This window comes from Polycladidibacter hongkongensis (assembly GCF_001561995.1).
In the GTDB taxonomy this organism is placed as follows: Bacteria; Pseudomonadota; Alphaproteobacteria; order Rhizobiales; family Stappiaceae; genus Pseudovibrio; species Pseudovibrio hongkongensis.
The window spans coordinates 216989-243656 of record NZ_LLWC01000009.1 but is presented as its reverse complement, the minus strand read 5'-3'; the positions used below and the strand labels follow the sequence as shown (position 1 = coordinate 243656).

At 53.4% G+C, this 26668-nt stretch carries 27 protein-coding genes; 6 read left to right on the top strand and 21 right to left on the bottom strand.

What is annotated here, in order from left to right:
• Positions 1-6: 6 nt before the first annotated feature.
• The 3 genes from fmt to truA are packed head-to-tail and all read left to right on the top strand — an operon-like array spanning position 7 to position 2353.
• Positions 7-951, top strand: coding sequence for a methionyl-tRNA formyltransferase (fmt, locus tag AYK82_RS04460; protein ID WP_068311769.1), 945 nt, complete (start codon positions 7-9; stop codon positions 949-951).
• Between the two features lie 30 nt (positions 952-981).
• Positions 982-1530 (top strand): GNAT family N-acetyltransferase, encoded by a 549-nt coding sequence (locus AYK82_RS04455; protein WP_172795182.1) that lies wholly within the window; start codon positions 982-984, stop codon positions 1528-1530.
• Positions 1531-1561: 31 nt separating this feature from the next.
• Positions 1562-2353, top strand: coding sequence for a tRNA pseudouridine(38-40) synthase TruA (truA, locus tag AYK82_RS04450; protein ID WP_068311766.1), 792 nt, complete (start codon positions 1562-1564; stop codon positions 2351-2353).
• A 51-nt stretch (positions 2354-2404) separates the two neighbouring features.
• Here truA and AYK82_RS04445 read toward each other — a convergent pair whose 3' ends face one another.
• The 21 genes from AYK82_RS04445 to AYK82_RS04345 form a co-directional block, all read right to left on the bottom strand.
• The gene (locus AYK82_RS04445) at positions 2405-3274 is read right to left on the bottom strand and encodes a DUF2189 domain-containing protein (protein WP_068311763.1); all 870 of its coding nucleotides are present in this window, start codon (positions 3272-3274) and stop codon (positions 2405-2407) included.
• Positions 3275-3428: 154 nt separating this feature from the next.
• Positions 3429-4037 (bottom strand): hypothetical protein, encoded by a 609-nt coding sequence (locus tag AYK82_RS04440; RefSeq protein WP_068311760.1) that lies wholly within the window; start codon positions 4035-4037, stop codon positions 3429-3431.
• A 76-nt stretch (positions 4038-4113) separates the two neighbouring features.
• On the bottom strand, positions 4114-5289 hold the full coding sequence (dapE, locus tag AYK82_RS04435) for a succinyl-diaminopimelate desuccinylase (protein WP_068311757.1): 1176 nt from the start codon (positions 5287-5289) through the stop codon (positions 4114-4116).
• Between the two features lie 31 nt (positions 5290-5320).
• Positions 5321-5734, bottom strand: a complete 414-nt coding sequence (locus AYK82_RS04430) for a DUF805 domain-containing protein (protein ID WP_082733726.1) — start codon at positions 5732-5734, stop codon at positions 5321-5323.
• Positions 5735-5845: 111 nt separating this feature from the next.
• The gene (locus AYK82_RS04425; RefSeq protein ID WP_068311754.1) at positions 5846-6880 is read right to left on the bottom strand and encodes a histone deacetylase family protein; all 1035 of its coding nucleotides are present in this window, start codon (positions 6878-6880) and stop codon (positions 5846-5848) included.
• A 36-nt stretch (positions 6881-6916) separates the two neighbouring features.
• A complete protein-coding gene (locus AYK82_RS04420; protein WP_068311751.1) occupies positions 6917-7909 on the bottom strand; it encodes an aldose epimerase family protein in 993 nt (330 codons plus the stop codon).
• A gap of 136 nt (positions 7910-8045) precedes the next feature.
• Positions 8046-8543: a retropepsin-like aspartic protease family protein gene (locus tag AYK82_RS04415; RefSeq protein WP_068311748.1), complete on the bottom strand. Its 498-nt coding sequence runs from the start codon at positions 8541-8543 to the stop codon at positions 8046-8048.
• 117 nt (positions 8544-8660) lie between these two features.
• On the bottom strand, positions 8661-9566 hold the full coding sequence (locus AYK82_RS04410) for a ribokinase (protein ID WP_068311745.1): 906 nt from the start codon (positions 9564-9566) through the stop codon (positions 8661-8663).
• Between the two features lie 201 nt (positions 9567-9767).
• Positions 9768-10397: a uracil phosphoribosyltransferase gene (upp, locus tag AYK82_RS04405; protein WP_068311742.1), complete on the bottom strand. Its 630-nt coding sequence runs from the start codon at positions 10395-10397 to the stop codon at positions 9768-9770.
• Between the two features lie 126 nt (positions 10398-10523).
• The gene (locus AYK82_RS04400) at positions 10524-11762 is read right to left on the bottom strand and encodes a DUF1688 family protein (RefSeq protein ID WP_068311739.1); all 1239 of its coding nucleotides are present in this window, start codon (positions 11760-11762) and stop codon (positions 10524-10526) included.
• Positions 11763-11861: 99 nt separating this feature from the next.
• A complete protein-coding gene (locus AYK82_RS04395) occupies positions 11862-12872 on the bottom strand; it encodes an adenosine deaminase (protein WP_068311736.1) in 1011 nt (336 codons plus the stop codon).
• 88 nt (positions 12873-12960) lie between these two features.
• Complete coding sequence (locus tag AYK82_RS04390) at positions 12961-14181, bottom strand: phosphopentomutase (protein ID WP_068311734.1); 1221 nt, start codon at positions 14179-14181, stop codon at positions 12961-12963.
• Positions 14182-14266: 85 nt separating this feature from the next.
• Positions 14267-15589: a thymidine phosphorylase gene (gene deoA / locus AYK82_RS04385; protein WP_068311732.1), complete on the bottom strand. Its 1323-nt coding sequence runs from the start codon at positions 15587-15589 to the stop codon at positions 14267-14269.
• Position 15590: 1 nt separating this feature from the next.
• Entirely contained in the window at positions 15591-16370 is a 780-nt protein-coding gene (gene deoC / locus AYK82_RS04380; protein ID WP_068311730.1) for a deoxyribose-phosphate aldolase, read from the bottom strand.
• Positions 16371-16377: 7 nt separating this feature from the next.
• On the bottom strand, positions 16378-17187 hold the full coding sequence (locus AYK82_RS04375; protein ID WP_068311728.1) for a purine-nucleoside phosphorylase: 810 nt from the start codon (positions 17185-17187) through the stop codon (positions 16378-16380).
• 8 nt (positions 17188-17195) lie between these two features.
• Positions 17196-17591 carry a cytidine deaminase gene (gene cdd / locus AYK82_RS04370; protein ID WP_068311726.1) on the bottom strand — a complete coding sequence of 132 codons (396 nt, stop codon included), beginning with the start codon at positions 17589-17591 and terminating at the stop codon, positions 17196-17198.
• 1 nt (position 17592) lies between these two features.
• Positions 17593-18561, bottom strand: coding sequence for an ABC transporter permease (locus tag AYK82_RS04365; protein ID WP_068311724.1), 969 nt, complete (start codon positions 18559-18561; stop codon positions 17593-17595).
• A complete protein-coding gene (locus AYK82_RS04360; RefSeq protein ID WP_068311722.1) occupies positions 18561-19676 on the bottom strand; it encodes an ABC transporter permease in 1116 nt (371 codons plus the stop codon). The genes AYK82_RS04365 and AYK82_RS04360 overlap by 1 nt, the downstream gene beginning before the upstream one ends.
• Positions 19677-19784: 108 nt before the next feature.
• On the bottom strand, positions 19785-21329 hold the full coding sequence (locus tag AYK82_RS04355) for an ABC transporter ATP-binding protein (protein ID WP_068311720.1): 1545 nt from the start codon (positions 21327-21329) through the stop codon (positions 19785-19787).
• A 212-nt stretch (positions 21330-21541) separates the two neighbouring features.
• The gene (locus tag AYK82_RS04350; RefSeq protein WP_068312039.1) at positions 21542-22495 is read right to left on the bottom strand and encodes a BMP family lipoprotein; all 954 of its coding nucleotides are present in this window, start codon (positions 22493-22495) and stop codon (positions 21542-21544) included.
• 109 nt (positions 22496-22604) lie between these two features.
• Entirely contained in the window at positions 22605-23621 is a 1017-nt protein-coding gene (locus tag AYK82_RS04345) for a sugar-binding transcriptional regulator (RefSeq protein WP_208976376.1), read from the bottom strand.
• Between the two features lie 534 nt (positions 23622-24155).
• Here AYK82_RS04345 and AYK82_RS04340 point away from each other — a divergent pair.
• The 3 genes from AYK82_RS04340 to glk all read left to right on the top strand — a co-directional run bounded on the left by AYK82_RS04340 (position 24156) and on the right by glk (position 26665).
• Positions 24156-24971: a DUF1194 domain-containing protein gene (locus AYK82_RS04340; protein WP_082733725.1), complete on the top strand. Its 816-nt coding sequence runs from the start codon at positions 24156-24158 to the stop codon at positions 24969-24971.
• A gap of 230 nt (positions 24972-25201) precedes the next feature.
• Positions 25202-25621, top strand: a complete 420-nt coding sequence (locus tag AYK82_RS04335; protein ID WP_068311718.1) for a methylglyoxal synthase — start codon at positions 25202-25204, stop codon at positions 25619-25621.
• 6 nt (positions 25622-25627) lie between these two features.
• On the top strand, positions 25628-26665 hold the full coding sequence (gene glk, locus AYK82_RS04330) for a glucokinase (protein ID WP_068311716.1): 1038 nt from the start codon (positions 25628-25630) through the stop codon (positions 26663-26665).
• Positions 26666-26668 lie beyond the last annotated feature (3 nt).

Below are 26668 nucleotides of genomic sequence, written 5' to 3'. Positions count from 1 at the left end.
ACATCTATGTCCCTTTCTATTGTCTTTATGGGTACACCTGATTTCTCCGTTCCAACACTGATGGAAATTGTCGGGCAAGGCTGGGATGTGGTGGCCTGCTACACGCAGCCGCCACGCAAGGCCGGGCGAGGTATGGAGCTGAAAAAATCGCCCGTGCATGAAGCCGCGGAAAGCCTCGGTATTCCGGTTTATACGCCGCACTCTCTCAAAGGAGCTGACGAGCAAGAGATTTTCCGCTCGCATGGCGCGGATGTGGCTGTTGTTGTCGCCTATGGCCAGTTGCTGCCCACGGAAATCCTAGAGGCTCCTGTTTACGGCTGCCTGAATGGCCACGCCTCGCTTTTGCCTCGCTGGCGCGGCGCTGCGCCGATCAATCGCGCGATTATGGCAGGGGACAGCGAAAGCGGCATCCAGGTGATGAAGATGGATGCAGGGCTGGACACTGGCCCGGTATGCATGTCAGAGACCGTGATTATTGGTGAAAACACCACCGCGGGTGAGCTCCATGACCAGCTGTCACAATTGGGCGGTGATCTGATGGTGCGCGCGCTAGCGGCTTTGTCTCGCGGCGGCCTTGCAGAGACAACACAAGCCAGAGAAGGCGTGACCTACGCCAAGAAGCTGCGTAAGGATGAAACAAAGATTGATTTCAGCCGCCCCGCGCTGGAAGTGCACAATCACATTCGCGGCCTCTCCCCGTTCCCTGGCGCGTGGTGCGAAATGCCGCTTTCTGGCAAGCAAGAGCGCGTGAAAGTGCTTCGCTCTGCGCTATGCAGTCAAATGCAAGGCGATGCCGGTACAGTGATGAAAGCCGAAGATGGTGAACTCATCATTGCCTGCGGCGATGGGGCGGTGCGTTTTCTGGCGGTGCAACGTGCTGGCAAAAAGCCCGCAGAGTGCGCTGAGTTCTTGCGCGGAGCCAAACTGGAAGCAGGCGCGCAGCTGGGCTAAACTCAACCTTTGATGCTTGGGAGAGACATTATGGCTGAAATGGAAGAGCCACGTTTCCTTAAAGATCCAGAGATCCGCATTCGTCCGTTTGTGCAAGGAGATGCTGAGGCTGTGGGCACACTGGTTCGCGATGTTTTCGAACGAGATATGGAAGCACAACTGGTGCATGATTTGCGCCGCTGCAAGGCCATGGTGCTTGAACTGGTAGCAGAAGATGCGGCCGGAGAACTGGTGGGGCACATCGCCTTTTCGCGCATGACAGGTTGTCAGGTTGGTCATCCTTTGCAGATTAGCTGTTTGGCGCCGGTCTCCGTTGCCAAACAGCGGCAAATGCAGGGCATTGGGGCTGCACTTATCCAAAGCGGTCTGGACCAGCTGCAGGGCCTAGGCGAGGACGTGGTTACCGTGCTTGGTGCGCCGGAGTATTACACCCGCTTCGGCTTTGACAGCGAGCTGGCGAAAAAGTATCAAGGCCCCTACAGTGGCAAGGTCTATATGGCTGTGGCCTTCACCCGCGAAGCGCAGCTAGAAAATGCTTGTCAGGTGACTTACGCCACGCCGTTTCAAGCCCTTGGCTAGGTCGCGATAAACAGACAAGACAACAAAGCAGATGCCCCGCTACAAAATTACCGTTGAATATGATGGCCGCCCCTTTGTGGGCTGGCAACGGCAGGATAATGGCCCGACCGCACAAGGGGTGCTTGAGCGGGCCATCAAGGCATTTTCCGGCGAACAGGTTACCATTGGCGGTGCCGGTCGGACGGATTCTGGCGTGCATGCCACCGGACAGGTCGCACATTTTGATCTTACAAAAGAGTGGCCTGTTCAAACGGTCAAGAACGCGATCAATTTCCACGCACTCCCCGATCCCGTGGCGGTTCGCGCCTGCGAGGTGGCAGGCATCGGCTTTGATGCGCGCTTTTCCGCCATCCGCCGCCACTATCGCTACCGGATCGTCAATCGCCCCGAGCCACTAACTTTCGACAATGGCATCGCATGGCATGTGAAACCGCCGCTGGATGCGGAGGCTATGAATGAGGCGGCGCAGGTGTTTCTCGGCCACCATGATTTCACCACTTTCCGCCATACGCGCTGTCAGGCGAAAAGCCCGATGAAAACAATGGAAACGATGCGGGTTTACCGGCAAGAGGAGAGCGTGTTTTTGGAGTGCTCTTCACGCTCGTTCTTGCACAACCAAGTGCGTTCCATGGTGGGCACGCTCAAGCTCGTTGGCGAGGGGCGTTGGAACAAAGCTGATGTGAAAGCAGCGCTAGAGGCAAAAGACCGCAAGGCCTGTGGGCCTGTGGCGGTTGCAGAGGGGCTCTATCTGACGAGGGTGGACTACCGTTCACCTGAGGAAGATGCAAGGCTCTACCAAGAGTATTTGGAGAGCCTTGCGTAAAATGCAAACGCCGCGACCAGCGGCGTTTTCCACTTGCCTGCCTACATTTTTCTAGTCGCTTTTACTGGCACTATCTGCGCTTTGGGCCTGTTCGGCTTCAGGGTAACTCACCGCGCGGCGATAAAGATGCCAAGTTGTGTGCCCCAGCACCGGTAGGGAAAAAACCAAGCCTAGGAAGAATGGTGCCATAGAGATCAAAAGCTCCAGCGTAATCGCAAGGCCCCACAGGATCATCACGGTAGGGCTGGCCAGCACCACTTTCACACTGGTTATCATAGCTGTGACGAAATCGTAGTCCTTCTCCAAGAGCATTGGAAAGGAGACCACTGTGATTGAAAACAGAATCAGCGAGAAGATCGCACCAACGATATGGCCAACGGCTAGAAAGATCAGCCCTTGCTGGGTTGAAACTACGGTTTGAACAAAGTCACCAAGTGTCGCGAATCCTTGGAAGCCTAGGAACAGAGCCACCAACAGGCGGATCTCGAACATCCACATGAGCAGGATGAACATTACCACGAAGGCCATCCAAGCCAGTTCGCCGCGGTGCTGTGCCCAAATCACGCCCAGCACACTCCCCCATTTAATGGGTTCACCTTTTTCCAAGCGCCGCGATACTTCATAGAGCCCAACGGCGATAAAGGGACCGATCATCCAGAAACCCACAGCAAGTGGGTAGCTCAAATAACCATGGCCAGTCAGAATTGACGTGCCGACAACAATGTTGCCGCCCACTGCAAAAACAAGCCCAAAAAACAGACCGATTAGCGGCGCACGTTTAAAATCTCGCATGCCTGCTTCAAGCGCATCGACGATATCGGCGCTGGTTATGCGGTTCACTTTCGGGGGTGCGAGCCGTTGTTGTTCCGAGGAAGCTCTCGCACCATTGGCATCATCCAACGTGATTCCGTTGTCGCTCATGGTATCCTCCCAAGTTTTCTCCCGCAGCCAGAGTGCAGGGAAAATACCTAGTTGACCAGAGTGTTAGATCGTTTTTTTATGACCGGGTACGAGGAACAACGCTAAGCACCTTGATATATCAATGCAATTTCCAATTATAAAATCTGAGGGAAGTCTATAGTATTAGGTGAGTCAGGCCTAAATCAATCACCAGAGATAGTAAAAAACCCAGTAACGCCAGCCCGATCGCACTTGCTATGTTTACTTCTGCAACCACTCTCGCCAGTGCGTAGCGGTAGTAGCCCATCCAACCAGTGGCCAACAAAGACAGCATTACCAACGGGCCAAGGCCAAGAAAGCCAACAAGATAAAGCACATGCAGGAACGTGAAGGGGAAGACGACAAGTAACGTCGCCCAATTGTTGATCGCTATATACGAGGCATAACGGGTTCTCATTGAGAGCGTTTCGGCCAAAACAGCTACCAACAGCGGGAATGTGACCATCTCAACTCCCAGCGAGAGCATTGCCTTGAGAATATGCGGTTGCAACGAAAACCCGACAACTTCCTCCGGCTTGCCAACGGGCAACTCCTGCAGGGTTATCATGCGGTCTGTCGCGACTGAAACGAGCACGAAGGGGACGAGCAATGCTGCAACCCAAAACGAGCGCCAGAAGGCTGCCGGGCTATGATCAAAGCAGTGTAGGCCCTCCTTGTCACCTTTCGCCAACATCCATGCGCCTTTAAGCGCCCACTCGATTTCTAACAGGCTTGGCTTGGCCATAGGAACATGTCTTTCATCTTGGATCGAAAGGCTAGCGCGGGCAGCAAAGGACTGCCGCCCACTACCTGAAAGCAGGCTAGTTTGCAGCCGCGAAGTAATCTTGCAAAAAGCGCTGATAGATTATGGCGAGCTGATCCAGATCAGCGACCGCTACCTGTTCATCTACCTTGTGCATGGTTTTTCCGACCAGGCCAAACTCCACCACCGGGCAGTAATTCTTGATGAAACGTGCATCAGATGTTCCACCATTTGTTGAAAGCGCAGGTGTGCGGCCAGTTACTGCCGCGACCGATTGGCTTAGCGCTTCAATCAAAGTGGCATCATGTGTTAGAAAGCTGTCGGAGCTATCTGGCTTGAACGAGAGCTTGACCGTCACCTCATCAGGGCTTGCCTTAGTAACAACAGTTTCAATTTTCGCCTTCAGAGTATCAATGTTCCAAATATCGTTAAAGCGAATGTTAAATCCGGCCTTCACCCTTGCAGGGATGATATTGGTGGCGGCGTTGCCAACATCGATAGTGGTGACTTCCAGATTGGAAGGCTGAAAGCGCTCATTGCCTTCATCAAGCTTGGTCTCAGTCAAGGCACTCACGATCTTCGCCATGGCTGGTACTGGGTTGCAGGCCAAATGCTGGTAGGCCACATGGCCTTGTACGCCTTCAACTTCGATAAAACCTGAGAGCGAGCCGCGGCGACCGACTTTAATCGCATCGCCAAGAGCATCCGGGTTGGTTGGCTCTCCCACGATGCAAGCATCGAAGGTGTGGCCTCGCTGCTTGGCCCACTCCAGCAGCTTCACCGTGCCGTTAATGGCAGGGCCTTCTTCATCGCCGGTGATAAGGAAAGAGATGGTGCCAGCTGGGGTCCCGCCGACTTCTTCAAGATAGCGCAGCACTGCGGCTGTGAACGAGGCGACACCACCTTTCATATCCGCTGTGCCGCGGCCATGAATCATCCCATCGGCGATTTGACCCGAGAATGGTGGGTGCCGCCAATCTGTCTCCTCCCCCACGGGTACGACATCTGTATGGCCTGCAAAAACGAAGTGCGGACTGCCTGAGCCGATGGTCGCAAACAGGTTTTCAACGTCCGGCGTTCCCTGTTCGCTGAAAACCGGACGCTCTACGGTAAATCCGGCGGTGACCAAGTAGGCTTCCAGCGTTTCCAGAGCGCCAGCTTCGCTTGGTGTCACAGAAGGGCAGCGGATGAGATCCTGACAGATCTTTGTTGCAAGGGAGAGTTGCTCGGTCATTGTGTTTAGATCTTCCGATGGTTCGGTTTTTTTAGTTTCTTGAGTTGGCGCAGGGCCCAAAGCGATTTAACGTTTTCTGGCCGGGCATAATACCCAAAACCAAAATAAGCAGGAAGTTGAGATAAGGGACGAAGCTTAAAACAGCGAAGAAACCTGAATAGCCATTATCGTGCAAGCGCTTGACGTTAATCGCCAATTCGCACCACTTGCTGATGAGCAGCATTATCGGCAACAATGGGTTTGACTCTAGAATGGCAACAAGAACCTGCTCCACTGTTACTTCTTCTGGCAGAATATCGAAAACGCCAATTGTTGCTGTATTGAACGCAAGGAACATGACGCAGAACATCAACAGGTAGGCCAGCCAAAAGACAAGACGCGAGATACGTCCAGCCGGGCTAAAGAAAAGCCAAAAAATGCCTGTTCTGGATGTTTGCTGCTGCATATTCGTCCCACCACCAAAATTTTCTGCCTAGCATCTACGCAGTTTCTACGGCGGATTCAAGGGGCGCGGCACATAGAAACGCCTCCGCCCCAGCTTTCCCTAGGGAGCCTCTTAGGCTTGTTCAAAGCTCTGCAGCACATTCAGACAGTTTTCGCCAAGCACATCGACAGCGTAGCCACCCTCCATCACAAACAACGTGGGTAATTGCTGTTGGCGCAACATAGCCCCAATCTGCAAGAAATGCTCTGATTGCAAGCGAAACTGCGAGATCGGATCATGTTCGTACGTGTCCATTCCCAGTGACACGATCAGAGCATCTGGCCGAAATTCTTGCAAGCGCTGCAATGCAACCTCAAGGGCCTCTTGCCACTGCGGCCATTCTGTTCCGTGTGGCAATGGCAAGTTGTGGTTATACCCCACGCCCTTGCAAACCCCTTGTTCGTTCGCATGCCCAAGGAAATAAGGAAATTCTTGCTTTGGGTCTGCATGTAAGGAAATGAACTGGACATCCGCGCGCTCATAGAAAATATCCTGCGTGCCGTTGCCATGGTGGTAGTCAATATCCAACACACTTACTCTTGCGGCGCCATGATCACGCAAATATTGCGCGGCTATCGCGGCATTGTTTAAGAAACAGTAGCCGCCAAACATATCCCGATGGGCGTGGTGACCGGGAGGACGGCAAAGCGCGAAAGCACTGGATGCACCATCGTGCAGCAGTTTTGCGCCGCTTAGTGCCGTAAATGCACTGGCTTTAGCGGCAGCCCATGTATTGGCGCCAATGGGCGTGCCGGCATCGAAAGAGTAGAACCCAAGTTTACCGTCAAGGTGATCTGGCACCACATCGCGGCGCAGGCGGCCCACGGGCCAGACAAACGGGAAGGCCTCAGCCTCCGCGCGACCTTCTTGTAAACACTGCTGCCAAGCGTCTTCAAGAAACTCGACATAAGCGGCATCATGAACGCGCAGGATTGGCTCTAGGGAAAACTCCTGCGGCTCACAGATCGGCCCCAGCGCGCGCTGTTTCACAGCCTGTAGCACGGTTTTGGCTCGTTGCGGGACTTCGTTAGCCGGGCGCAACTGCCCATCGGATATTTCGTGTGCCGGATCGTGGCCAAGTTGCAGCTGCGAAAAGATCGTCTGCATAAGTCCCCCATATGTTTTGCAGTTTTGCGCAGCAGATCAATTAAAGCGATACTCTGTCAACTGACGATACTCAGCATTTGGTCGAAGTAATGTGTCAATGAAGTCTTTGTGGTTCGGGCTGTCCGGCCATGCTTGCGGCTCAAGGCAAAGGCCCGCCCTTGGGCCATAGCTGCGGCCGCCATGGCCCTTTGGGGCGACATTCATTGCACTGGCGTCGTATACCTGCAGGCCCGGCTCTGTCGACCACGTTTCCATTTTCACCCCTGAGGCTTCGCTTAGCAAAACGGCTGATAACTCCGGCTTTACCAGTCTCTGGGTACGTAGGCAGAAGTTATGGTCGAGTGGGGGTACATCTGCATCTGCCAGACTGCGCAGTGAGCGGAAGTCAAAGGCCGTGCCAGCGACGTCTCGGATTTCGCCCGTGGGGATCTTGTCTTCATCAACCGGCAAATAGCAGCGAGCGGGGATCTGCAGCTTGTGGCGGGAGATATCAGTTGATCCATCTAGATTGAAATAGCTGTGGTGACATAAGTTTACGATGGTGGGTTGGGTTGTCCGGGCGGTAAACTCCATCTGCAGACGATCTTCCCGCGTCAGTCGATATTGGCATTGAACATCGACCGTACCGGGATAGCCTTGATCCCCTGCTAATGACTGAAGTGACAAAGTCACCGCGTCCGCACTCACCTCTTCAACAGTCCAGAGACGCTTGGCAAATCCCTGTGTTCCCCCATGCAAGTGGTGCTTATTGCCTTCGTTGCAATCCAGCTGGAATTGTTCGCCATCAATGCTGATATGCCCATTGCCGATGCGATTGCAACTCCTGCCAATTGTACTGCCAAAATTTGGAGAGTGCTCGACATACTGGGCGAGTGTTGAGAGGCCAAGGGTCATGTGTTCACCGGCCAGCTGCAATGCTTGCAAAGTAGCGCCCCATGTCAAGATCGAGGCCTCAAGCTGCCCCGCGCGCAGCGTTATTTGATGCACCTCGCCAATGCTTGGGTAACTTCCGAAACTCTTTATGCTCATTAGCCGCAGACTCCAAGTGTTTTGTCCATAGTATAGCACTGCGCGGCGGTTTGTTACGAGAGGTGCTAGGCAGAAGCCGTAACCAAGGTTCTCAATTGGCAAACAATGCTATTAAAGCCTTGCAACTTACGGAGTATCAACGCGGGTTAATGACCAAGCGCCCCATGGTGACAGAAAGATCGCCAAGCGCATTTAAGGTAGGCATGCCAATGAGGACGACGTTCAAATCTTCGTCTTTCAATATCATCGCCTCTTGGTTGAGTGCCTCCAAAGTACCTATTTGCAAGTTCTGCAGATTAGCGCGCGCGGCCAGTGTACGCCCCGACGCTGTTGACACCGGATACTGAAAGTCGCTTTCAGAAAGCTGAATACCTGCGCGAAGGGCAACCGACCTTGGGATAGTCAATCGGCTTGCGCCAGTATCAATCAGAGCCTGAGCGCGGGAACCATTGAGTAGCACGCCAACAACGAACTGTTCATTGGCATTAGCAGAAATGTGTAAAGGGCGGGCTTGTTTTTTACTCTGTTTCTGGGCGAGCTCGGGAGCCGTTTCCTTGGTAAATTTTTCTAGTGAAGGTGCAATGAATACCACCGCAACAATGCAAAGCGCGGCAATGTAAAGATATAAGCGCATTCGTGCCTACCTAGCCCCCGAAGATGCGTGGCTTGCAAGGGCCACGCTATTAATCTAGGCATAGTTTGCCAAGCGTGCTAGCCAGTTGCAACCCTAAGCATAGTGGGAAACCTCACTTTAGACGAGGTCAATGGTTGCCGCGAGCGCGGCTATGTCCTGCTTGCTTGGCGCACTTGATTGAGCACCGGTTTTTGTACACGCCAGCCCGCCAGCGGCACTGGCGTACTTCATTGCCGAGGCAAATGACCTCCCAGCGTCTAGCGCCGCTGCGAATGCGCCAACAAATGCGTCTCCAGCACCAGTGGTATCAACAGCCTTCACATTTGGGCTGGAAACGCGCATGAAACGCTCACCATCGTGCGCAACGGCCCCTTTAGCTCCTAACGTTATTACAAGCTTTTTGCCGCTTGCCGCGAGGAACGCCGCAAAATCTTCAAGTGCTTCGGGGGCCTTTAACGCTGCTGCCAACTCTTGCGCTTCCGTTTCATTCGCAACGACAATATCTGCAAGCTCCAGAAGCTGCGGCGCGGCGTCAACGCGGAATGGCGCTGTGTTTAATAGCGTTCTGGCACCCGCTGCCTTTGCTTTGCGCATAGCATCGGCCACAGCCACGCCGGGGACTTCCATTTGTACGACGAGCGTATCTGACAGGACCATTGATTTTGGTAGCCAGCGAGCATCCACCTGAGCATTAACACCGCTCGCTACGATTATTTGGTTTTCAGCGTTTTCATCAACGCCGATCAACGCAAGGCCGGTTGCACCATCAAGATGGTGAACACAATCAAGGTTTACTTCAGCTTGTTGCATATTGGAAAGCGCCGCTGCGGAGAAGGGGTCGGACCCCACCGCACCGACCATTGCCACCTTTGCCCCAGCACGAGCGGCAGCAAGTGCTTGGTTGGCTCCCTTGCCACCGGGAAAATGCTCGTGACTGGGCCCTGAAACAGTCTCACCCGGGCTTGGCAGACGCTTCACTGGTACAACAAGGTCGAGATTTATTGACCCAAAAACCACAATCATAAGCACAGTCCTTTTATATATCGGATTTATTAAATATATATCCCGAATAATGACCAACAAAACAGTTGTGTATGTATTGCGCAATTTGCAGATGCATTTATCAACTGATTTAGTGTCACAGTTGAACTGGCTTACTCATCAAAAAAACCCGCCAGATCTGGCTGACGGGTCTTTTGCAAGCGCTACAGCTGCTGTATCAAACTACTTGGTGCCATACATACGGTCGCCGGCATCACCAAGGCCGGGCAGGATGTAGCTTTTTTCGTTTAGCTCGCGATCGATAGATGCGGTGAAGATCGGCACATCTGGATGCGCTTCAGAAAAGCGTTTGATGCCCTCTGGTGCGGCCAACAAGCAGACAAAGACCATGTTCGTTGCGCCGCGTTTTTTCAATCGCTCAACGGCTGCGATTGCGGAATTTGCTGTTGCCAACATAGGATCAACAACAATTGTCAAGCGCTCATCGAGCGCCGCAGGGGCCTTAAAGTAGTACTCTACCGCCTCAAGCGTTTTGGGATCACGGTAGAGGCCGATATGAGCGACGCGAGCGGATGGCACCAGCTCCAGCATCCCTTCCAAAAGACCGTTACCGGCGCGCAGGATCGAAGCGAATACCAGCTTTTTGCCTGCCAAAACAGGCGCATCCATTTCTTCAAGTGGCGTTTCGATGCTGGTGGTTGTCATCTTCAGGTCGCGGGTCACTTCGTAACACAGCAGGTGCGAAATCTCGCGCAGAAGGCGACGGAAATCCTGCGTCGGCGTCTCCTTCATTCGCATGTGAGAGAGCTTATGCTGGACCAGTGGGTGGTCGATGACGGTGACTGCGGACATCGTTTTCTCTTTCCTTGTTTGCTGCGCGCGTTCGTGCTGTTGTCTGAGAAATCTTGAAAAGCCTCAGCTCCCAGCAAATTGAGGCGCTTGTGCCTCAGGCATACTCAATTGTCTATAGCACAGGTGCTAAATAGTGGTGCCATCTGAGCTAATCTTGGGAAAATCCGCTCTTAAATCGCTGCTCTTACAGTAGTTTTCTCCTTGCACGGCAAGATAGAGGCCAAATGCCACACAAGTCAGCGGCAGCTCTTCGGCAGACGTGCCAGTGCTGCGGCGAATCTTCTGCGCGATATGAGCGAGTAAAGAGTGCGCGGCAGCGCGTGCAGCGATAACGACATCGGCGTCAATAGGTAAAGGCTGGGAAGAGGGCGAAAAGCGCAATACCCCTGCGCGAGAAAGCGCCTTAACCAGGTTTATGTCTGCAACTGCACCGAGGTCGTCAAATTCCAAAGTTTGTGCGCCCGACCATGCGAGCACCTCAATAATGGCGGAGGTGGCCCACAGCATCGCCGCATGTATGGGAACAAGAGAGGCATCTTGATCGACAGGCGCGAGCGCTGCAAGTGGCCAGCAATCGCCAAGTACTACGCCAGTGTGTTCGGGACGTCTCTGCCAAATCGCGCCCAGGCCGTCTTGAAGAGCATCAAAGATGCGCGCCGCTGTTAAAGGAGTATCTTCGAGCTGCAAGTTCGCAAGCAAGTTACCGGGACGTACAGCGCTTTCTTTTTCAAACAGATCAGAGCGCAAGGTCAGCGCCTCGCCAATGCGCCTTAGCAAGGCAGCGCGGGCTTCTAGTCCAACAACCACATTGTTCGCAGTGCCTTGTAGCCCCTCTCGCAGCTCGTCCGTTTCCATAGCAAACAAAATGGCGGCATCAGCGCGCAATGGATCTGCAGGATCTTCCGAAAAGGCACCAGAGGCAAACATGTTGAGTATTGCCGCGGCAAGGCCTTCGCGCCCACTCAGAGTTTCGCCAGTTACCGGATCCAGATAGCGCCAACCCTCTCCCGGAGAACCGCCAAGAAGAGCGATAAGGGTTGCGACATCAGCCGCAGCGCGTTGCATGTCCTGTAAATCTGCAAAACGCCGCGCACCGGCAAGAATACCCCAGCGGTCGACACCTCCCGCTTCTAAGAGACGCCACGGTGTATAAGGTAGTATTGCTCCTGCCTCGTTTGCCTCAACCAGCTGCCTTTCAACCATCGCAGCCAAGGGGTCCAGAGCTGTACTGTCAATTTGCAATCCATCAATAGTGTCGCCAGAGACAAGTTCGAAGACCGCTTGGCAGCGCTGCATGATCGCGCCCAGAGAGAGAAGGTGAATGGCGGCAGATGGCTTTACAGATTGGCCGGCGCTATCGATCATAGTAAAACTGTTTCTTGCTGGATTGATCTTGCTTGTTTGTCGCACAAGCTGGAGCAAAAAAAAAGCGCGGGCGAGCCGCGCTTTCCAACTTTACTCACCTCAACAGGTAGGTAGGTCCGCAATAGCTGCATCGAGCTTGGCCATTAAGTCTGCCTTGGTTTGTGCATCACAAAATGCGGCTTCAATAGAATTCCGCGTCATCTGTGCTTCAACATCCAGCGTCCAGCCGAATTGCTTTGCTGTGTTGACGTATTCCTTACCCAATGTGGTACGGAAGAACGGTGGATCATCAGAGGAAACGGTCACCTTGACCCCCGCGGCGCGGAGTTTTTCAATGGGGTGGAAGCGCAGATGCTCATAAACACCAAGAGAGATGTTTGAGCCAGGGCAGCACTCAAGCGTAATGCCCTCTTCAACCAAGCGCTCTACAAGGGCGCCGTCTTCGATAGCTCGAACGCCATGGCCGATACGGCTGACCTTAAAGAAGTCCAGCGCATCACGCACGCTTTCAGGGCCGCCAAATTCGCCAGCATGCGCGGTAAGACCGAGGCCAGCCTCGCGCGCAATATCGAAGGCCTTGGCAAAGTTCGATGGATGCCCTTGGCGCTCGTCTCCGGCAAAACCGAAACCAGTCATCAGCGGGTGTGGTGTCTCAACAGCCGCCTTTGCCGCGCGTTCCACTGAATCTACACCAAAATGGCGAACACCAGTGGCGATAAGACGGCCTTCGACGCCGGTGGCTTGTCGTGCACGCAAAATGCCTTCGCCCAAAGCATCCAGATAGGCACGGTAGCTCAACCCTGCCAGATTTGCATGATCTGGCGAAATGAAGACTTCACCGTAAATAGCACCTTCAGCTGCGAGAAAACGGAAATAGGTTTCTGCGAGCAGGGCGTAATCTTCTTCTGTTTTGAAAAGTGCTGCTGCGTCGTCGTACTGCTTGAGGAAGGTGGTGAAATCCGTCCAGTTGTACTCGCCATTCTCGTCAAACAGACGAGAGACATCCTCATTGTACTTGGCGGCCTGCTGGCGCACGAGATCTGGCAGCGCTGCCCCTTCAATATGGGCGTGCAGCTCGGCGCGTGGGATCAATCCTGGGTTTTCTAACATATTCAAATACCGTTATTGCTTGTTATTCTGCGTTACTTAGTTTTGCAAAAAGGCCGGGGAGATGGGCCCCGGCCAAACTGCTGCATTCTTAGAGGAAACTCGTTCCGTGCTCGCCGGTTTCAATGCCAAGATGGCTTGCGATACTCTCGCCAATGTCTGCAAAGGTTGGCCGTCTTCCGATTGAGAAGCCCGCTCTGCCTTTGACCATTGCGAGGATTGGCACAAACTCGCGGGTGTGATCGGTGCCTTGCCATGTGGGGTCGCAGCCGTGATCGGCCGTTAGCAGGAGCAGGTCGCCTTCTTGCAGCTTCTCGATCATTTCCGGCAGGCGGCGGTCAAAGTGCTCCAGCGCCGCAGCATAGCCAGGCACGTCGCGCCGATGACCGAAGAGCATGTCAAAATCGACAAAGTTCGCAAAGACAAGATCGCCATCGCGCGCACGGTCCATTGCTTCCAGCGTTTTGTCAAAGAGCTGGTCGTTCCCCGCCCCTTTCAGGAGCTGTGTGATGCCTTGGTGGGCGTAGATATCGGAAATCTTACCAACTGCGATGACTTCGCGACCTGCCTGCTCCAAGCGGTCCAACACGGTTGGCGCCGGTGGCAACACCGAGTAGTCGCGACGGTTGGCCGTGCGCTCGAAGCCGTCGGTCTCGTTGCCAATAAACGGGCGAGCGATGACGCGGCCGATATTGTAAGGATCGATGATCTCGCGCACGCTCTCGCAGAGCTTTAACAGGCGTTCGAGCCCAAAGGTTTCTTCATGTGCCGCGATCTGGAAAACGCTGTCGGCGGACGTGTAGAAAATCGGTTTTCCGGTTTTCACATGTTCGGCGCCGAATTCTTCGATGACCTGTGTGCCAGAGCCATGGGCGAGACAGAGCGCATCATCAAAATCGGATGCTGCATATATTTTGTCCAACAACTCTTTGGGGAAGCAAGGCACTTCGTTAGGGAAGTAGCCCCAATCAAATGTGACTGGTACGCCCGCAATTTCCCAATGACCGGAGGGGGTATCCTTGCCATTGGAGACTTCGGCGGCAAAACCCCAGATGCCCTCTGGCGAATCCTGCCTGTTAAGGCCTGCCGTGTTTTTGCCCGTAGCGGCTTTCGCTGCGGCACTGAGGCCTAAACGATCCATATTGGGAAGAGTAAGTGGGCCTTGACGCAAGCCCTCTTTATCGCCATTGCCAGCTTGGCAGGCGGCGGCAATGTGGCCGAGCGTATCGGAGCCGACATCGCCGAACTTGTCAGCATCATCCGCTGCACCAATGCCGAAACTATCAAGTACACACAGTATTGCGCGTGGCATTTCTTTTATCCTTAAACCTAGTGTCTGCCGCCTTATTGGCTAGCGGATAGGCGCTTGCTGAGCGGCAGACAGGCTTTCCTTCAGTTTAAACCGTTGGCGCGATGCGATCGCGTACAGCTGGGTACTCTGCGACATCGGCAGCATCACCAATGACGTATGCCGCCTTCAAGGCGACAGTTGCCCGCGCGACTTGATCTTCGTCGCGGGCATGCACGATGGCAATCGGGTTGTCGCTGTCGACGGTAGTGCCTACACCTGCAATATGTGTCAGGCCAACGGCAGGATCTACCGCATCTTCTGGCTTAACGCGTCCGCCGCCCAGCTCGACCACTGCAACACCCACTTGGCGGGCGTTCACACGGGTGACCATGCCAGGAGTATCGGCGTAGATCGGCACTTCCATCGGGGCTTTTTCAAGGTAAAGCTCCGGCTTTTCCATGAAATCAGCAGGGCCACCCAGCTGATGCACCATTTTACCAAACAGCTCAGCAGCTTTGCCGCTCTGCAAGGCTTTGGTCATGGCGTCACATCCAGCCTCTGCGCTTGCGGCAAGACCGGCGTTGGCAAGTGCTTCCCCGCCTTGCGCAACGGTAATGTCCCACAAGCGGCTGTCAATGTGCGTGCCCTTTAAGAAGTCAACGGCATTTTGTACTTCAACCGCATTACCAGCTGCAGAGGCGAGTGACTCGTTCATATCGGTGATAAGCGCGCTGGTTTTCACACCGGCGCCATTGGCAACTTTCACAAGGCTTTCGGCTAAGGCTCTCGCATCTTCAAAGGATGCCATGAAAGCGCCTGTGCCCCACTTTACATCCAGCACCAAAGTTTCCAGCCCTGCAGCCAGTTTCTTGGAGAGAATGGAGGCTGTGATCAGGTCGATACTTTCAACCGTGGCGGTTACATCGCGGATGCCATAGAAGCGCTTGTCTGCCGGAGCGAGATTGCCTGTCTGGCCAATGATGGCACAGCCCACTTCTTTCACGACCTTCAAGAAGGTCTCGTTGCTTGGCTTTGCCGAATAGCCGGGAATGGATTCCATTTTGTCCAGCGTGCCGCCTGTATGGCCAAGGCCACGGCCGGAGATCATTGGCACTGCTGCGCCGCAAGCCGCCAAGGCTGGAGCCAGCATCAGGGAGACGTTATCGCCAACTCCGCCCGTAGAGTGCTTGTCAACGATAGGCGCATCGATCGTATCCCAGCGCATGATGTCGCCGGAATTGCGCATTGCCAGTGTCAGGTTGATACGCTCTTCCAATGTCAGTTTTTGGAAGAAGATCGCCATGGCAAGGGATGAGACCTGCGCATCGGTAACACCATTGTTGGTGATGCCATCAACGAAGAATTGAATTTCGTCCTTGTTTAGGGCACCGCCCTCTCGCTTTTTACGAATAATCTCTTGAGGGAGCATCCTAGTAGGTCTCCTTGCTTTCTTCTGTCCGGCCTTCAATACCGGCCAATACCGCATCAAGCAGGCCACTCGCGCCGAAGCGGAAGGTTGCGGCGGAGACCCAGTTTTGGCCCATCAGCTCATCAGCGAGCGCCAGGTATTCGCGTGCATCTTCAACAGTGCGGATGCCGCCGGCAGGTTTAAAGCCAATCTGACGATGGTTTTCCTTTGCGGTTTCCCGAAGGACATTCAGCATGATTTCCGCAGATTTGAGCGTTGCGTTTTCCGCGACTTTACCAGTGGAGGTTTTGATGAAGTCAGCGCCTTCAGCAATGGCAATTTCGGAAGCCAGATGGATCAAGCGCGCGTCTTTTAGTTCACCAGTTTCCAAGATCACCTTTAGCTGCGCCGGGGCCGGGATAGCAGCGCGGACTGCACGAATTTGCTCGGCAGCAACATCGTGGCGCCCTTCAGCAAACGCCCGGTATGGCATGACAAGATCGATCTCGTCGGCGCCATCGGCTACCGCTTGCCGGGTTTCTTCCAGAACTGGCGCTGTGTCTTCACCGCCACCTGGAAAGTTCACCACAGTGGCGATGCGCACCGGGCTATCTTTCAAAAGCTCTGCGGCCTGTTTGATAAAACGCGAGTAGATGCAAATGGCAGCTACATGGCCATGTTCGTTTTGCGAGCGACTTACCAGCGTTTCGATGTCTGCGGGGGTGCAGTCGTCATTCAGGTTGGTAAGATCAATCAGGCCAAGCGTGCGTTTGGCGACGTCTTGCATGGATGTGGTCATCATTCGTCCCTTACTTGTCCAGATTGCGCAGGAAGGTTTTCAAGATCGCTTTGATCTTGGCGGCGCCTTTTGGTGCCATTTCCTTGGTTTCATCGTGCGAGAGATCGTGTGCTTGCAAGCCAGCACCCATGTTGGTGATGGTAGAGAAGGCTGCGACGCGCATACCGAGGAACCGAGCAAGAATAACCTCTGGTACAGTGGACATGCCTACCGCATCCGCGCCCAGCACTTGCGACATACGAATTTCTGCCGGAGTTTCAAATGATGGGCCAGAGAACCACATGTAGACGCCTTCAGGCAGCTCGATGCCTTCTTGCTTTGCCGCTGCCTTGATCTGTTCTCGCAGGGCTGGATCATAAGCTTTGGACATATCCAAGAAGCGGGATTCATCTTCTTCGCCGATGAGCGGGTTTAGGCCAGACCAGTTGATATGGTCGTTGATGAGCATGGCAGAACCCGGAGCAATCTGCTCACGCAGGGAGCCTGCAGCGTTGGTTGCGACAATGATCTCGCAGCCCAACTCTTTCAGAGTTTCCATAGGGGTGCGCATGATAGACGGGTTGCCGCTTTCATAATAGTGCGCACGACCGGAAAGAATCACCACCGGCACACCTTCCAGCATGCCTGCCACCAGTTCACTGGCATGCGCGGTAACAGAGGAAACAGGGAACCCTGCTAGCTGCGCATATGGAATGCGGACAGCATCGTCAATTTCAGTTGCCAGAGAACCGAGGCCCGAGCCAAGAATGATCCCGACCTTATAATCTCCAGCGCGAGCGGCGCGTACAATTCCGGCGCTGTCTTTTGCATAGTTTGCCATGATCGACCTCAGTTCTGTTCTTCGAGTTGAAAACCTGCTGGCAGCAATTCGCCAACAGTAAATGTTTGCTTTAAACCATCGAGATTTGCCACGTGGACCTTCACATCCTCATCGGCGAATTCCCGAAGTTTTTGGCGACATCCGCCACAAGGGGTACAAAGCGCGGCATCGGCAAGCACAACCACTTCTTTGATGGAAGAACTGCCACCACGGATCATGGCAGCAATAGCGCCAGCCTCGGCACAAGTACCTTCAGGATAAGCGGCGTTCTCTACGTTGCAGCCAGAGACAACTTTGTCGTCATTGGTCAGCAGAGCTGCACCTACTTTGAAGCGGGAGTATGGCACATAGGCTGTTTCTCTTGCTGCTTTTGCCTCGGCAAAGAGCTGATCAAAAACACTCATGCTAGGTGCGCTCCTTCACATACGGGATACCAGAGGCTTTTGGCGGAATAGCGCGACCGACAAAACCTGCCAGCAGGACAACGGTGAGGATGTATGGCAGTGCCTGGAAGATCTGTACCGGTACTTCGCCAATGCCCGGAATTTCCTGACCCTGCATACGGATCGCCACAGCATCAAGGAAGCCGAAGAGCAAGCAAGCGTACATGGCGTTTACCGGTTTCCACTTAGCGAAGATTAGCGCTGCCAATGCGATGAAGCCTTTACCTGCGCTCATGTCCTTGATGAAGCCCGCAGATTGGCCGATCGCAAGGTAAGTGCCAGAGAACCCGCAAAGGATGCCACAGATCAGCACAGCGCGATAGCGGAGCCAACCAACCGAGATACCTGCGGTGTCCACCGCAGCTGGGCTTTCACCAACAGCGCGCAGACGCAAGCCAAAGCGGGTGCGGAAGATAATCCACCATGTCAGAGGCACTGCGAGGAACGAAATGTAAACCAGTGCATTGTGACCGGAAATCAACTCGGAATAGAGCAGGCCAATGTAGGGGACGTCCTGAATGCTATCGGCAAACGGCAAGGTGACTTCGCTAAAGCGAGAGGCTTTGTCGAGCTGCGGGGTGCGGCCGCCCTGCCCGAACCATGCTTGACCGAGCAAAATGGTGAGGCCCGCTGCGAGGAAGTTGATTGCCACACCGGCGACAACCTGGTTGCCGCGCTGAGTGATGGAGGCGTAGCCGTGAATGAGCGCCAGCAGGCAAGATACAAGGATGGCCGCTGCAAGGCCGATCCACGGGCTGCCGGAAACATAGGCGGCGGCACCTGCAGCAAAAGCACCGCCAAGCATCTTGCCTTCAAGGCCGATGTCTACAACGCCAGAGCGCTCAGAATAAAGACCCGCCAAACAGGCAAAAAGCAACGGCGTTGAAAGACGAACGGTACTATCGAGAACGAGGATCAGGGTCTCATACATTAGGCTGCCCCCTCTGCTTGCTTGGTCTGTGAGATTTTTGCAAAGAAACTTTCAACTGCCGGGCGGAACATGTGCTCTAAAGCACCCGCAAACAGGATGACCAGTGCTTGAATGACGACAATCATTTCACGGGAGATGGTCGGGATTTCGAAGGCAAGCTCCGCGCCGCCCTGATAAAGCAGACCGAACAACATGGAGGCCAGAATGATACCGATTGGATGGCCACGCCCCATCAACGCAACTGCGATGCCTACGAAGCCATAGCCAGCGGTGAAATCAAGCAGCAACTTGCTTTGGGAACCCATCACCTCGTTCATGCCCATGAGGCCAGCCAGTGCGCCCGAGATCAGCATGGTGACAACAATAATGCGCACAGGCGAGATGCCAGCGTATTGTGCTGCTGTTGGGTTTGCACCGAAGGAGCGGATTTCGAAACCAAGTTTGGTGCGCCAAATCAACAGCCAAACGACGACACATGCAACCAGTGCAATAAAGAATGCGAGGTTAACAGGAGATTGTCCAAGATCCAGAGTCGGCCACATATTGCGAAGCAGTGGCAGTTGGCCGCCGACATCAAAGTTGCGGGTAGATGGCTGCATAGAGCCCTGCGGGATAAGCAGGTTTGCCAATAGGTAGACCATCAAGGAGGAGGCGATGAAGTTGAACATAATCGTTGTGATTACGATATGTGAGCCACGTTTGGCCTGCAACCAAGCGGGAATAAACGCCCATGCTGCACCAAACAGCGCGCCGCCCAATACCGCAAAGATCATGGTTACATACCACGGCATGTAAGCATCCAGCGCCAGACAGGCCAGCGCGATGCCCAAGCCGCCTACATAGGCCTGCCCTTCACCGCCGATGTTAAACAGCCCTGCATGGAATGCGACGGCAACAGCCAGACCTGTAAAAATAAAGTTGGTTGCGTAAAACAGAGTAAAGCCGACGCCTTCGCCATACCCCAGTGCCCCATAGACAATCCACTTTACAGCCTCGAACGGATCTTCGCCGATTACTACGACGACGAGGCCCGAGACAATAAACGCGGCGATCAGATTAAGTGCCGGAAGCAAACCATAGTCCACCCAGCGTGGCAGTTGCCCTTGCTTTGTCATTTCGTGTCCCCTTCACAGTCTGCTTTGCATCGTTGCAAAAGCGCCTGTGCCAGAATTACTTAAACCCATAGTCGCACGCTGTTTTCGGGCGTGCGCTGCTTTATCGCGTTAAGCTGCCTCGGTGTTCTTCACACCGGCCATAAGCAGGCCGAGTTCCTGCTCACTTGCTTCAGGCCCGCGCTCACCCATGATTTCTCCGTCAAACATCACCATGATGCGATCTGAGAGGGAGCGGATCTCGTCCAGCTCTACGGAAACAAGCAATACGGCCTTACCGGCATCTCGCATTTCAATGATGCGCTTGTGGATGTATTCGATTGCGCCGATATCAACGCCGCGGGTGGGTTGACCGATAATCAAAACATCCGGATCACGTTCGATTTCGCGTGCCAGCACAATCTTCTGCTGGTTGCCGCCAGAAAATTTTGCTGCTTTCAGCTCTGTGCTAGGCGGGCGGATATCGTATTTCTCGATGCGTTCCATCGCCTCTTTGCGAATGAACTCTTTATCCAGCAAAAGGCCCTTGGAGTATTTTGGCTCGCGGTGATATCCGAGGATGGAGTTTTCTGCTTCGGAGAACGCGTTAACAAGGCCCATCTTGTGGCGATCTTCCGGCACGTGGCTCATACCGTAGTCGCGCATTGCCGCCGCGTCGCACTCACCTGTGAGGTCGATAACATGGGTACCGATTGTCACTTTGCCTGTTTGCGCTTTTTCAATGCCGGAGATGGCCTTAAGCAACTCCGACTGGCCATTGCCGGACACGCCTGCAATGCCTAGGATTTCGCCTGCGCGCACTTCCAGAGACGCATTTTTTACGCGCATCACGCCGCGCTCGTCCTTGACGTTAAGGTTTTCAACTTTGAGCAGCGGGGCGCCGGGTTTGGCTGGCTGTTTTTCAACTTCAAGCAAGACAGAACGGCCAACCATTAGCTCGGCCAATTCGCTCATGCTGGTTTCAGCAGTTTTGCGGGTGGCCACCATCTCACCGCGGCGCATAACCGATACAGTGTCGGTAATATGCATGATCTCGCGCAGCTTGTGAGTGATCAAAAGAACGGTTTTGCCTTCATTGCGCAACACATCAAGAATGCGGAACAGGTGGTCAGCTTCTGCCGGAGTTAGAACGCCGGTTGGTTCATCGAGAATGAGGATATCTGCACCGCGGTACAACGCTTTCAAGATCTCAACACGCTGTTGCAGCCCCACAGGCAGTTCGCCCACAATCGCATCAGGATCGACATGCATGTCGTATTCTTCGGCGAGGCGCTTGAGCTCCTTGCGTGCATCATCGATACCCTTATCAAGCATGGCACCACCTTCAGCGCCCAACATGATGTTCTCGACGACTGAGAAAGTGTCAACCAGCATGAAGTGCTGGTGCACCATGCCAATGCCGGATTCAATTGCGGCTTTTGAATCTGGAATATGCGCTTTTTTACCAGATATCAGAATTTCGCCAGTATCAGCAGTGTAGAAGCCATAGAGGATCGACATAAGGGTCGATTTCCCGGCGCCGTTCTCTCCGATGATCCCGTGAACCGAGCCCTTGCCGACAACAAGGTCAATATCCTTGTTGGCGACAACCGGACCGAAGCTTTTGCCGATTCCCTTCAGCTCAATTGCTGGTCCTTGATGTGCTTGAGCGTTCATATGCCCTTACGTCCCCTAGTTAATACTCAACTGCCATTTCTTGCGAAACGGTGACCGCCCTGCAGCTCCCTGATTTGCAGGAATTGTCAAATTGCGGAGGTCGATCTCGCCGAGAAGAAAACACTACCCCTAGTGTGCTCGTCTCCAATTAAACCGACCATTCCCAACCGCAGTTGGAGAGTGGCCGAGGTGCCCCGGCCACCTAATCTTGCTTAAAGCGGACAGGAATTGTCCGTCATGTAGTCATGCACCTTGATTTTTCCGCTGATGATATCAGCGCGCGCCTGATCGACTGCCGCTTTCATTTCCGGTGTGATCAAGTCCTTATTGAATTCGTCAAGTGCCCAGTAAACACCATCGCCTTCCAAGCCCAACACCAATACGCCTGGTGTCCATGCGCCGTTCATGGCATCGGTCATTGTTTTGTCGACTGCGGCGTCAACGCCTTTCACCATAGAGGTTAGGATATGACCCGGATGCAAGTGGTTTTGGTTTGAATCTACGCCAATGCCGAGTTTGCCTTGGTCAGCTGCAGCTTGCAAAACGCCGATGCCGGTGCCGCCTGCCGCGTGATAAACAACGTCCGCGCCGCGGGCAAATTGTGAAAGCGCCAACTCACCGCCCTTAACCGGGTCTGTCCATGCGGCTCCGGTGGTGCCGGTCATGTTCATAAACACTTCTGCATCAGGATTTGCGGCTTTGACACCTTGTTTGTAACCGCAAGCGAATTTGCGGATGAGCGGAACATCCATACCGCCAACAAAACCGACTTTGCCGGTTTTAGATGCCATTTCTGCAAGCATGCCGACGAGGTAAGAGCCGTCTTGCTCTTTGAAGACCACAGAGCGCACATTTGGCAGATCAACGACAGTGTCGATGATTGTGAATTGTGTATCCGGAAACTCTTTGGCTACTTTTTCAAGTGCGCCAGCCTGCGCAAAACCGACAGTGATGATCGGATTTAGGCCGCGGCGTGCAAAATTGCGCAAGGCTTGCTCGCGCTGAGACGGGTTTTGGATTTCAAAATCACGAAACTTAACGCCGGTGCGAGCTTTAAATTGCTCGGCACCGCGGTAAGCGGCTTCATTGAACGAGCGGTCATTACGGCCACCGAAATCATAGACGATGCCGGGCTTGATGCTGTCTGCCAAGGCAGCCCCAGCCATAACCGTGGAAAGCACAGCGGTGCAGATGATTGCTTTTGTTTTTTTCACTTTTTCATCCTCGTTATTCCAAAACCCGATTGGGACCGGGCCAATCCCACTTCCCCACGCATTAATCTTGGGAAAGAGAAATCTTTTGTCGCTCTAGGAGCGAAAGCATGTCGCGGGCCAGCGGCTCATCAATCACCAGATCAGTTATTACGCCGGTGCGTAGGGCGGCCAGTGTCGCTTCAGCCTTTTCGGTACCACCGGCAACAGCCACAACGCGCGCGCCACGCACGTCTTCATAGTGTAGGCCGACTGCCTTATCGTTTAGTGACACGCTTGAGATACTGCCGTTTGGATTGACGAAACGCGAAAGCAAATCACAACAGGCACCGGAAGACAGCAGTTCGCTGTGCTCCTGCTCGGTGATCAAACGTCGCTGAACCAAGTGGCTGTCACGGCTGACGGAGCCAATGCCAAGCACAAATAGATCCGATGCACGGGCACGAGCCAGCAATTCCTGAACAGATCTCTGAGAGAGGAACATGTCGCGCTCCTCTTTAGTCTCCGCCATGTACGGGACAGGAAGATAGAAGCCCTCTGCGCCCGTATCCATTTGCAGGCGCTGAACAACATCAAACGGGTTGGCGGACAAACGACGTGTCAACGAACCGGATATCGAAACCACATCAAGCTCTGGCTTGTGCAAATGCGGCATGGCAACAACACTAGCAAGCAGCGTGCGGCCCATACCCATGCCTACACGACGCACTTCAGGCACCGAAATCAAGCGATGAATAAACTGACCCGCAGCAGAGGCGACACCCGAAAACGGATCTTCACTGCCCCCCAGATCCGGGGCAATGATGCAATTGTTAAGATCGAATTCGCTGACGAGGCTTTCTTCCAGCTCCATACACTCGGCAGGACGCGCCTCCACCTGAAACTTGATCAGACCCTCTTTTTGCGCATGGGCGATAAGGCGGTGAACTTTTGCGGCAGAAACCCCAAGGCGCTTGGCAATCTCGCCCTGTGTCGAGCGGCCGATAAAGGACATCCATGCTGCGCGTACTGCTAGAGAATTTGTGCTGTCGCCGGTCTTCAATGTGTTGGTCTCCCAAAGTTGCCTTGCTATTATCGCCATAGACAAACTGCCAGTTCGACAGGAAGGTCATCTTTCAGCGGCTTCCTTAGGGGCGTTTGACCCTCCGCAAAATTCCGAAGAAAAATTCATCGCCTGACAAATATTTCACAAAGACCGTGCCTCAGCTTGGCATTCAGGTCAAGGGCTTTCCGGCTTTCATTCAGCTAATATTTTAGAGTTTGGTATTACTACCTAGCGATAGAAAGCCAGCGATGCATTTTCCCACTGGCATATTGCGGGGAGTGACGTTTGATCTCTTGGCGGATTTCCTTGTGTTCTTAGGCGTCTCAATAAAGAGTGCGGCATACAGAGTCAAACAAGCCACAAGGAAAACACAGTTTCTTGCGATTGGTGGTGAATATTTCACAGCCTATGTTTCTGATCGCTAAAACATACTAATTTATGTCAACTCTTATGACCTAATTCTCTTGCTTCGTTCGCTAAAGCTGTAGTGGCCGTTTTAACGGCCCTCTGGGAATTGCCTGATAGCCTATCTGTTCAAGCCAATAACAATAAGAACAGGCCTTTGACTCAATGACCCCCTCACGTTTGCTTCAGTTCTTTTCCTCTAGGAAATCCCTTGCATTCCTTCGCTTTTGCACCTGTTTCACAGCTCTTTGTTTGCTCGCACCACCCACAACAGCGCAGGCGGAGTTCCCTGTTGACGTTGAGCTGATTCTGGCTGTCGATATTTCGCAATCCATGGATCCGGACGAACAGCGGATTCAGCGAGAGGGCTATGTGGCTGCCCTCACTTCAGATGCATTTATTGATACGATCGAATTTGGGCCATCGGGCCGTATCGCGGCGATGTACTATGAGTGGGGCGGAGAGAATGAGCAGTTTATCGTCGCGGACTGGCAAATAATTTCGGACCGCGCCTCAGCAATTGAATTTGCCAATCGCATAGCCGAATCTCCCCTACGGAAAGTACAGCGTACCTCCCTTTCCGCCAGCATCGATTTTGCGCGGGCACAATTCCAGAGCAACAGCTACAAAGGATTACGCCAAGTCCTCGACGTGTCCGGTGATGGTCCGAACAATCAGGGGAGGAAAGTTGTCGACGCAAGAGATGAAGCGGTTTCAGCTGGTGTGATTATTAATGGCTTGCCATTAATGCTCAAAGACCAAAACTTGGCTTGGCAATCTATATTAAAACTGGACGATTACTATAATGATTGCGTAATTGGCGGTGCGGGTTCTTTTGCAATTCCTGTTCGTGACAAGAATTCTTTCAAAGATGCTATACAAATTAAATTAATTATGGAAGTAGCGGGAATCAAAAAACAATTAAACAACTTACACACAGCCAAGCAACGTAAACCCGTAAATTGCGCGATTTTCAACTAGGCTTTGGGGGTAACGGTCCTTTGGTCGCACCCTATTGAGGCACACCGGACACTTAGCCTATCATATTGTTTATTATAATTATTTTATAATTTTTATGACAAAGCATCACCAAATGCCGCAGGCTTCCAAAGCGCTTTGAAACGTTTTTAGGTCTTTCATTAGCGCGGGCTGCGCGCTACACGTTGTGTGACTAGTACTATTAATAGTTATGAGCAGGGAAGCCCCAGAATATGAGCCCCAAAACTCTCGCTCTTGTCGCGCATGATGCAAAAAAAGACGAAATGGTATCATTCGCGCAACTGCACTACGATAAACTAAAACACTACAAGCTCTATGCAACGGGTACGACAGGCAGTCGCATTTTAGAGGCTTGCCCCGATCTTGATCTAACACCCTTGAAAAGCGGTCCTTTGGGAGGCGACCAACAATTAGGGGCATTGATCTGTGAAGGCGGGCTGGACGGTTTGTTCTTCTTTGTTGATCCGCTATCGCCGATGCCACATGATGTGGACGTTAAGGCGTTAACGCGGCTTTCTGTGCTCTACGATATTCCTTTGGCTCAGAACCGGAGTACAGCAGATATTTTGCTGCGCTCTGCGCGTTTGGCCGGATTGAAGACCTCCTCAGATACTCCAGAAGTTTCAAGGTAAAATATTATGAGCCCGGTAACGAACCTTCCGCAAAACCTGCGGTTTCCGGTGCTGGTAGCAGATATTGGGGGCACTAACGCCCGCTTTGCGATTGTTGAAAATCCTGACAGCGAAACACATTTTTGTGGTCAGGTTTCTACCTCTGCCTTTGCCAGCCTACAAGATGCTATTACTGAATGTGTGATTCCCGAGGTCATTCAAAAACCCCGCTCGGCTATCGTCGCGGTGGCGGGGCCGGTAACGGGTGACAAGATTCCGCTAACAAATGCACCGTGGGTGATTGAACCCCAGCAGGTCATTGCCGCACTTGGCCTGTCCTCGATGATTGTTGTGAATGATTTTGAGGCGCAAGCCTTGGCACTTCCTGTGCTAGATGAGACCAGCTTGATCAAACTTGGCGGTGGCACTGTACAGTCGCAGAGCAGCAAGTTTGTGCTTGGTCCGGGAACAGGCCTAGGCGCGGCAGCAATGCTCTATTCCAATAGCAAATGGATCCCTGTGCCGGGAGAAGGTGGGCATGTGGAGATTGGACCTGTCTCGCCGGAAGAATACGCCGTCTGGTCGTTCATTGAGCGCAAAGGCGGGCGCATTGGGGCAGAGCAAATAATCTGCGGAAGTGGTTTACTACGTCTTTCACGAGCAGTGCTGACGGCTGATCGCATAGAACGAACATTCGCAAAACCTGCGGATGTTGCGGTGGCAGCAGAACAGGGCGATAAGGCAGCCCAGAAAGTGTTGCGACTGTTTGCAAGTGCATTGGGACGCGTTTCCGGTGATTTTGCATTGACGACACTTGCTCGGGGCGGGGTCTATCTGGCAGGGGGGATCGCGCCCAAGCTGGCTGCATGGCTGGACGATGGGCACTTTCGCGCCTCATTTGAGGCAAAAGCACCGCATGAGGCGATTATGCAGTCGATCCCGACCTTTATCGTCAAACATGATAATCCTGCGCTTGAAGGTCTGGCAGCATATGCACGCAACCCGATTGGCTACTTGTTGGAGCTGAACGGACGCCTTTGGCATGCCCCACAATATGCAGATTAGCCA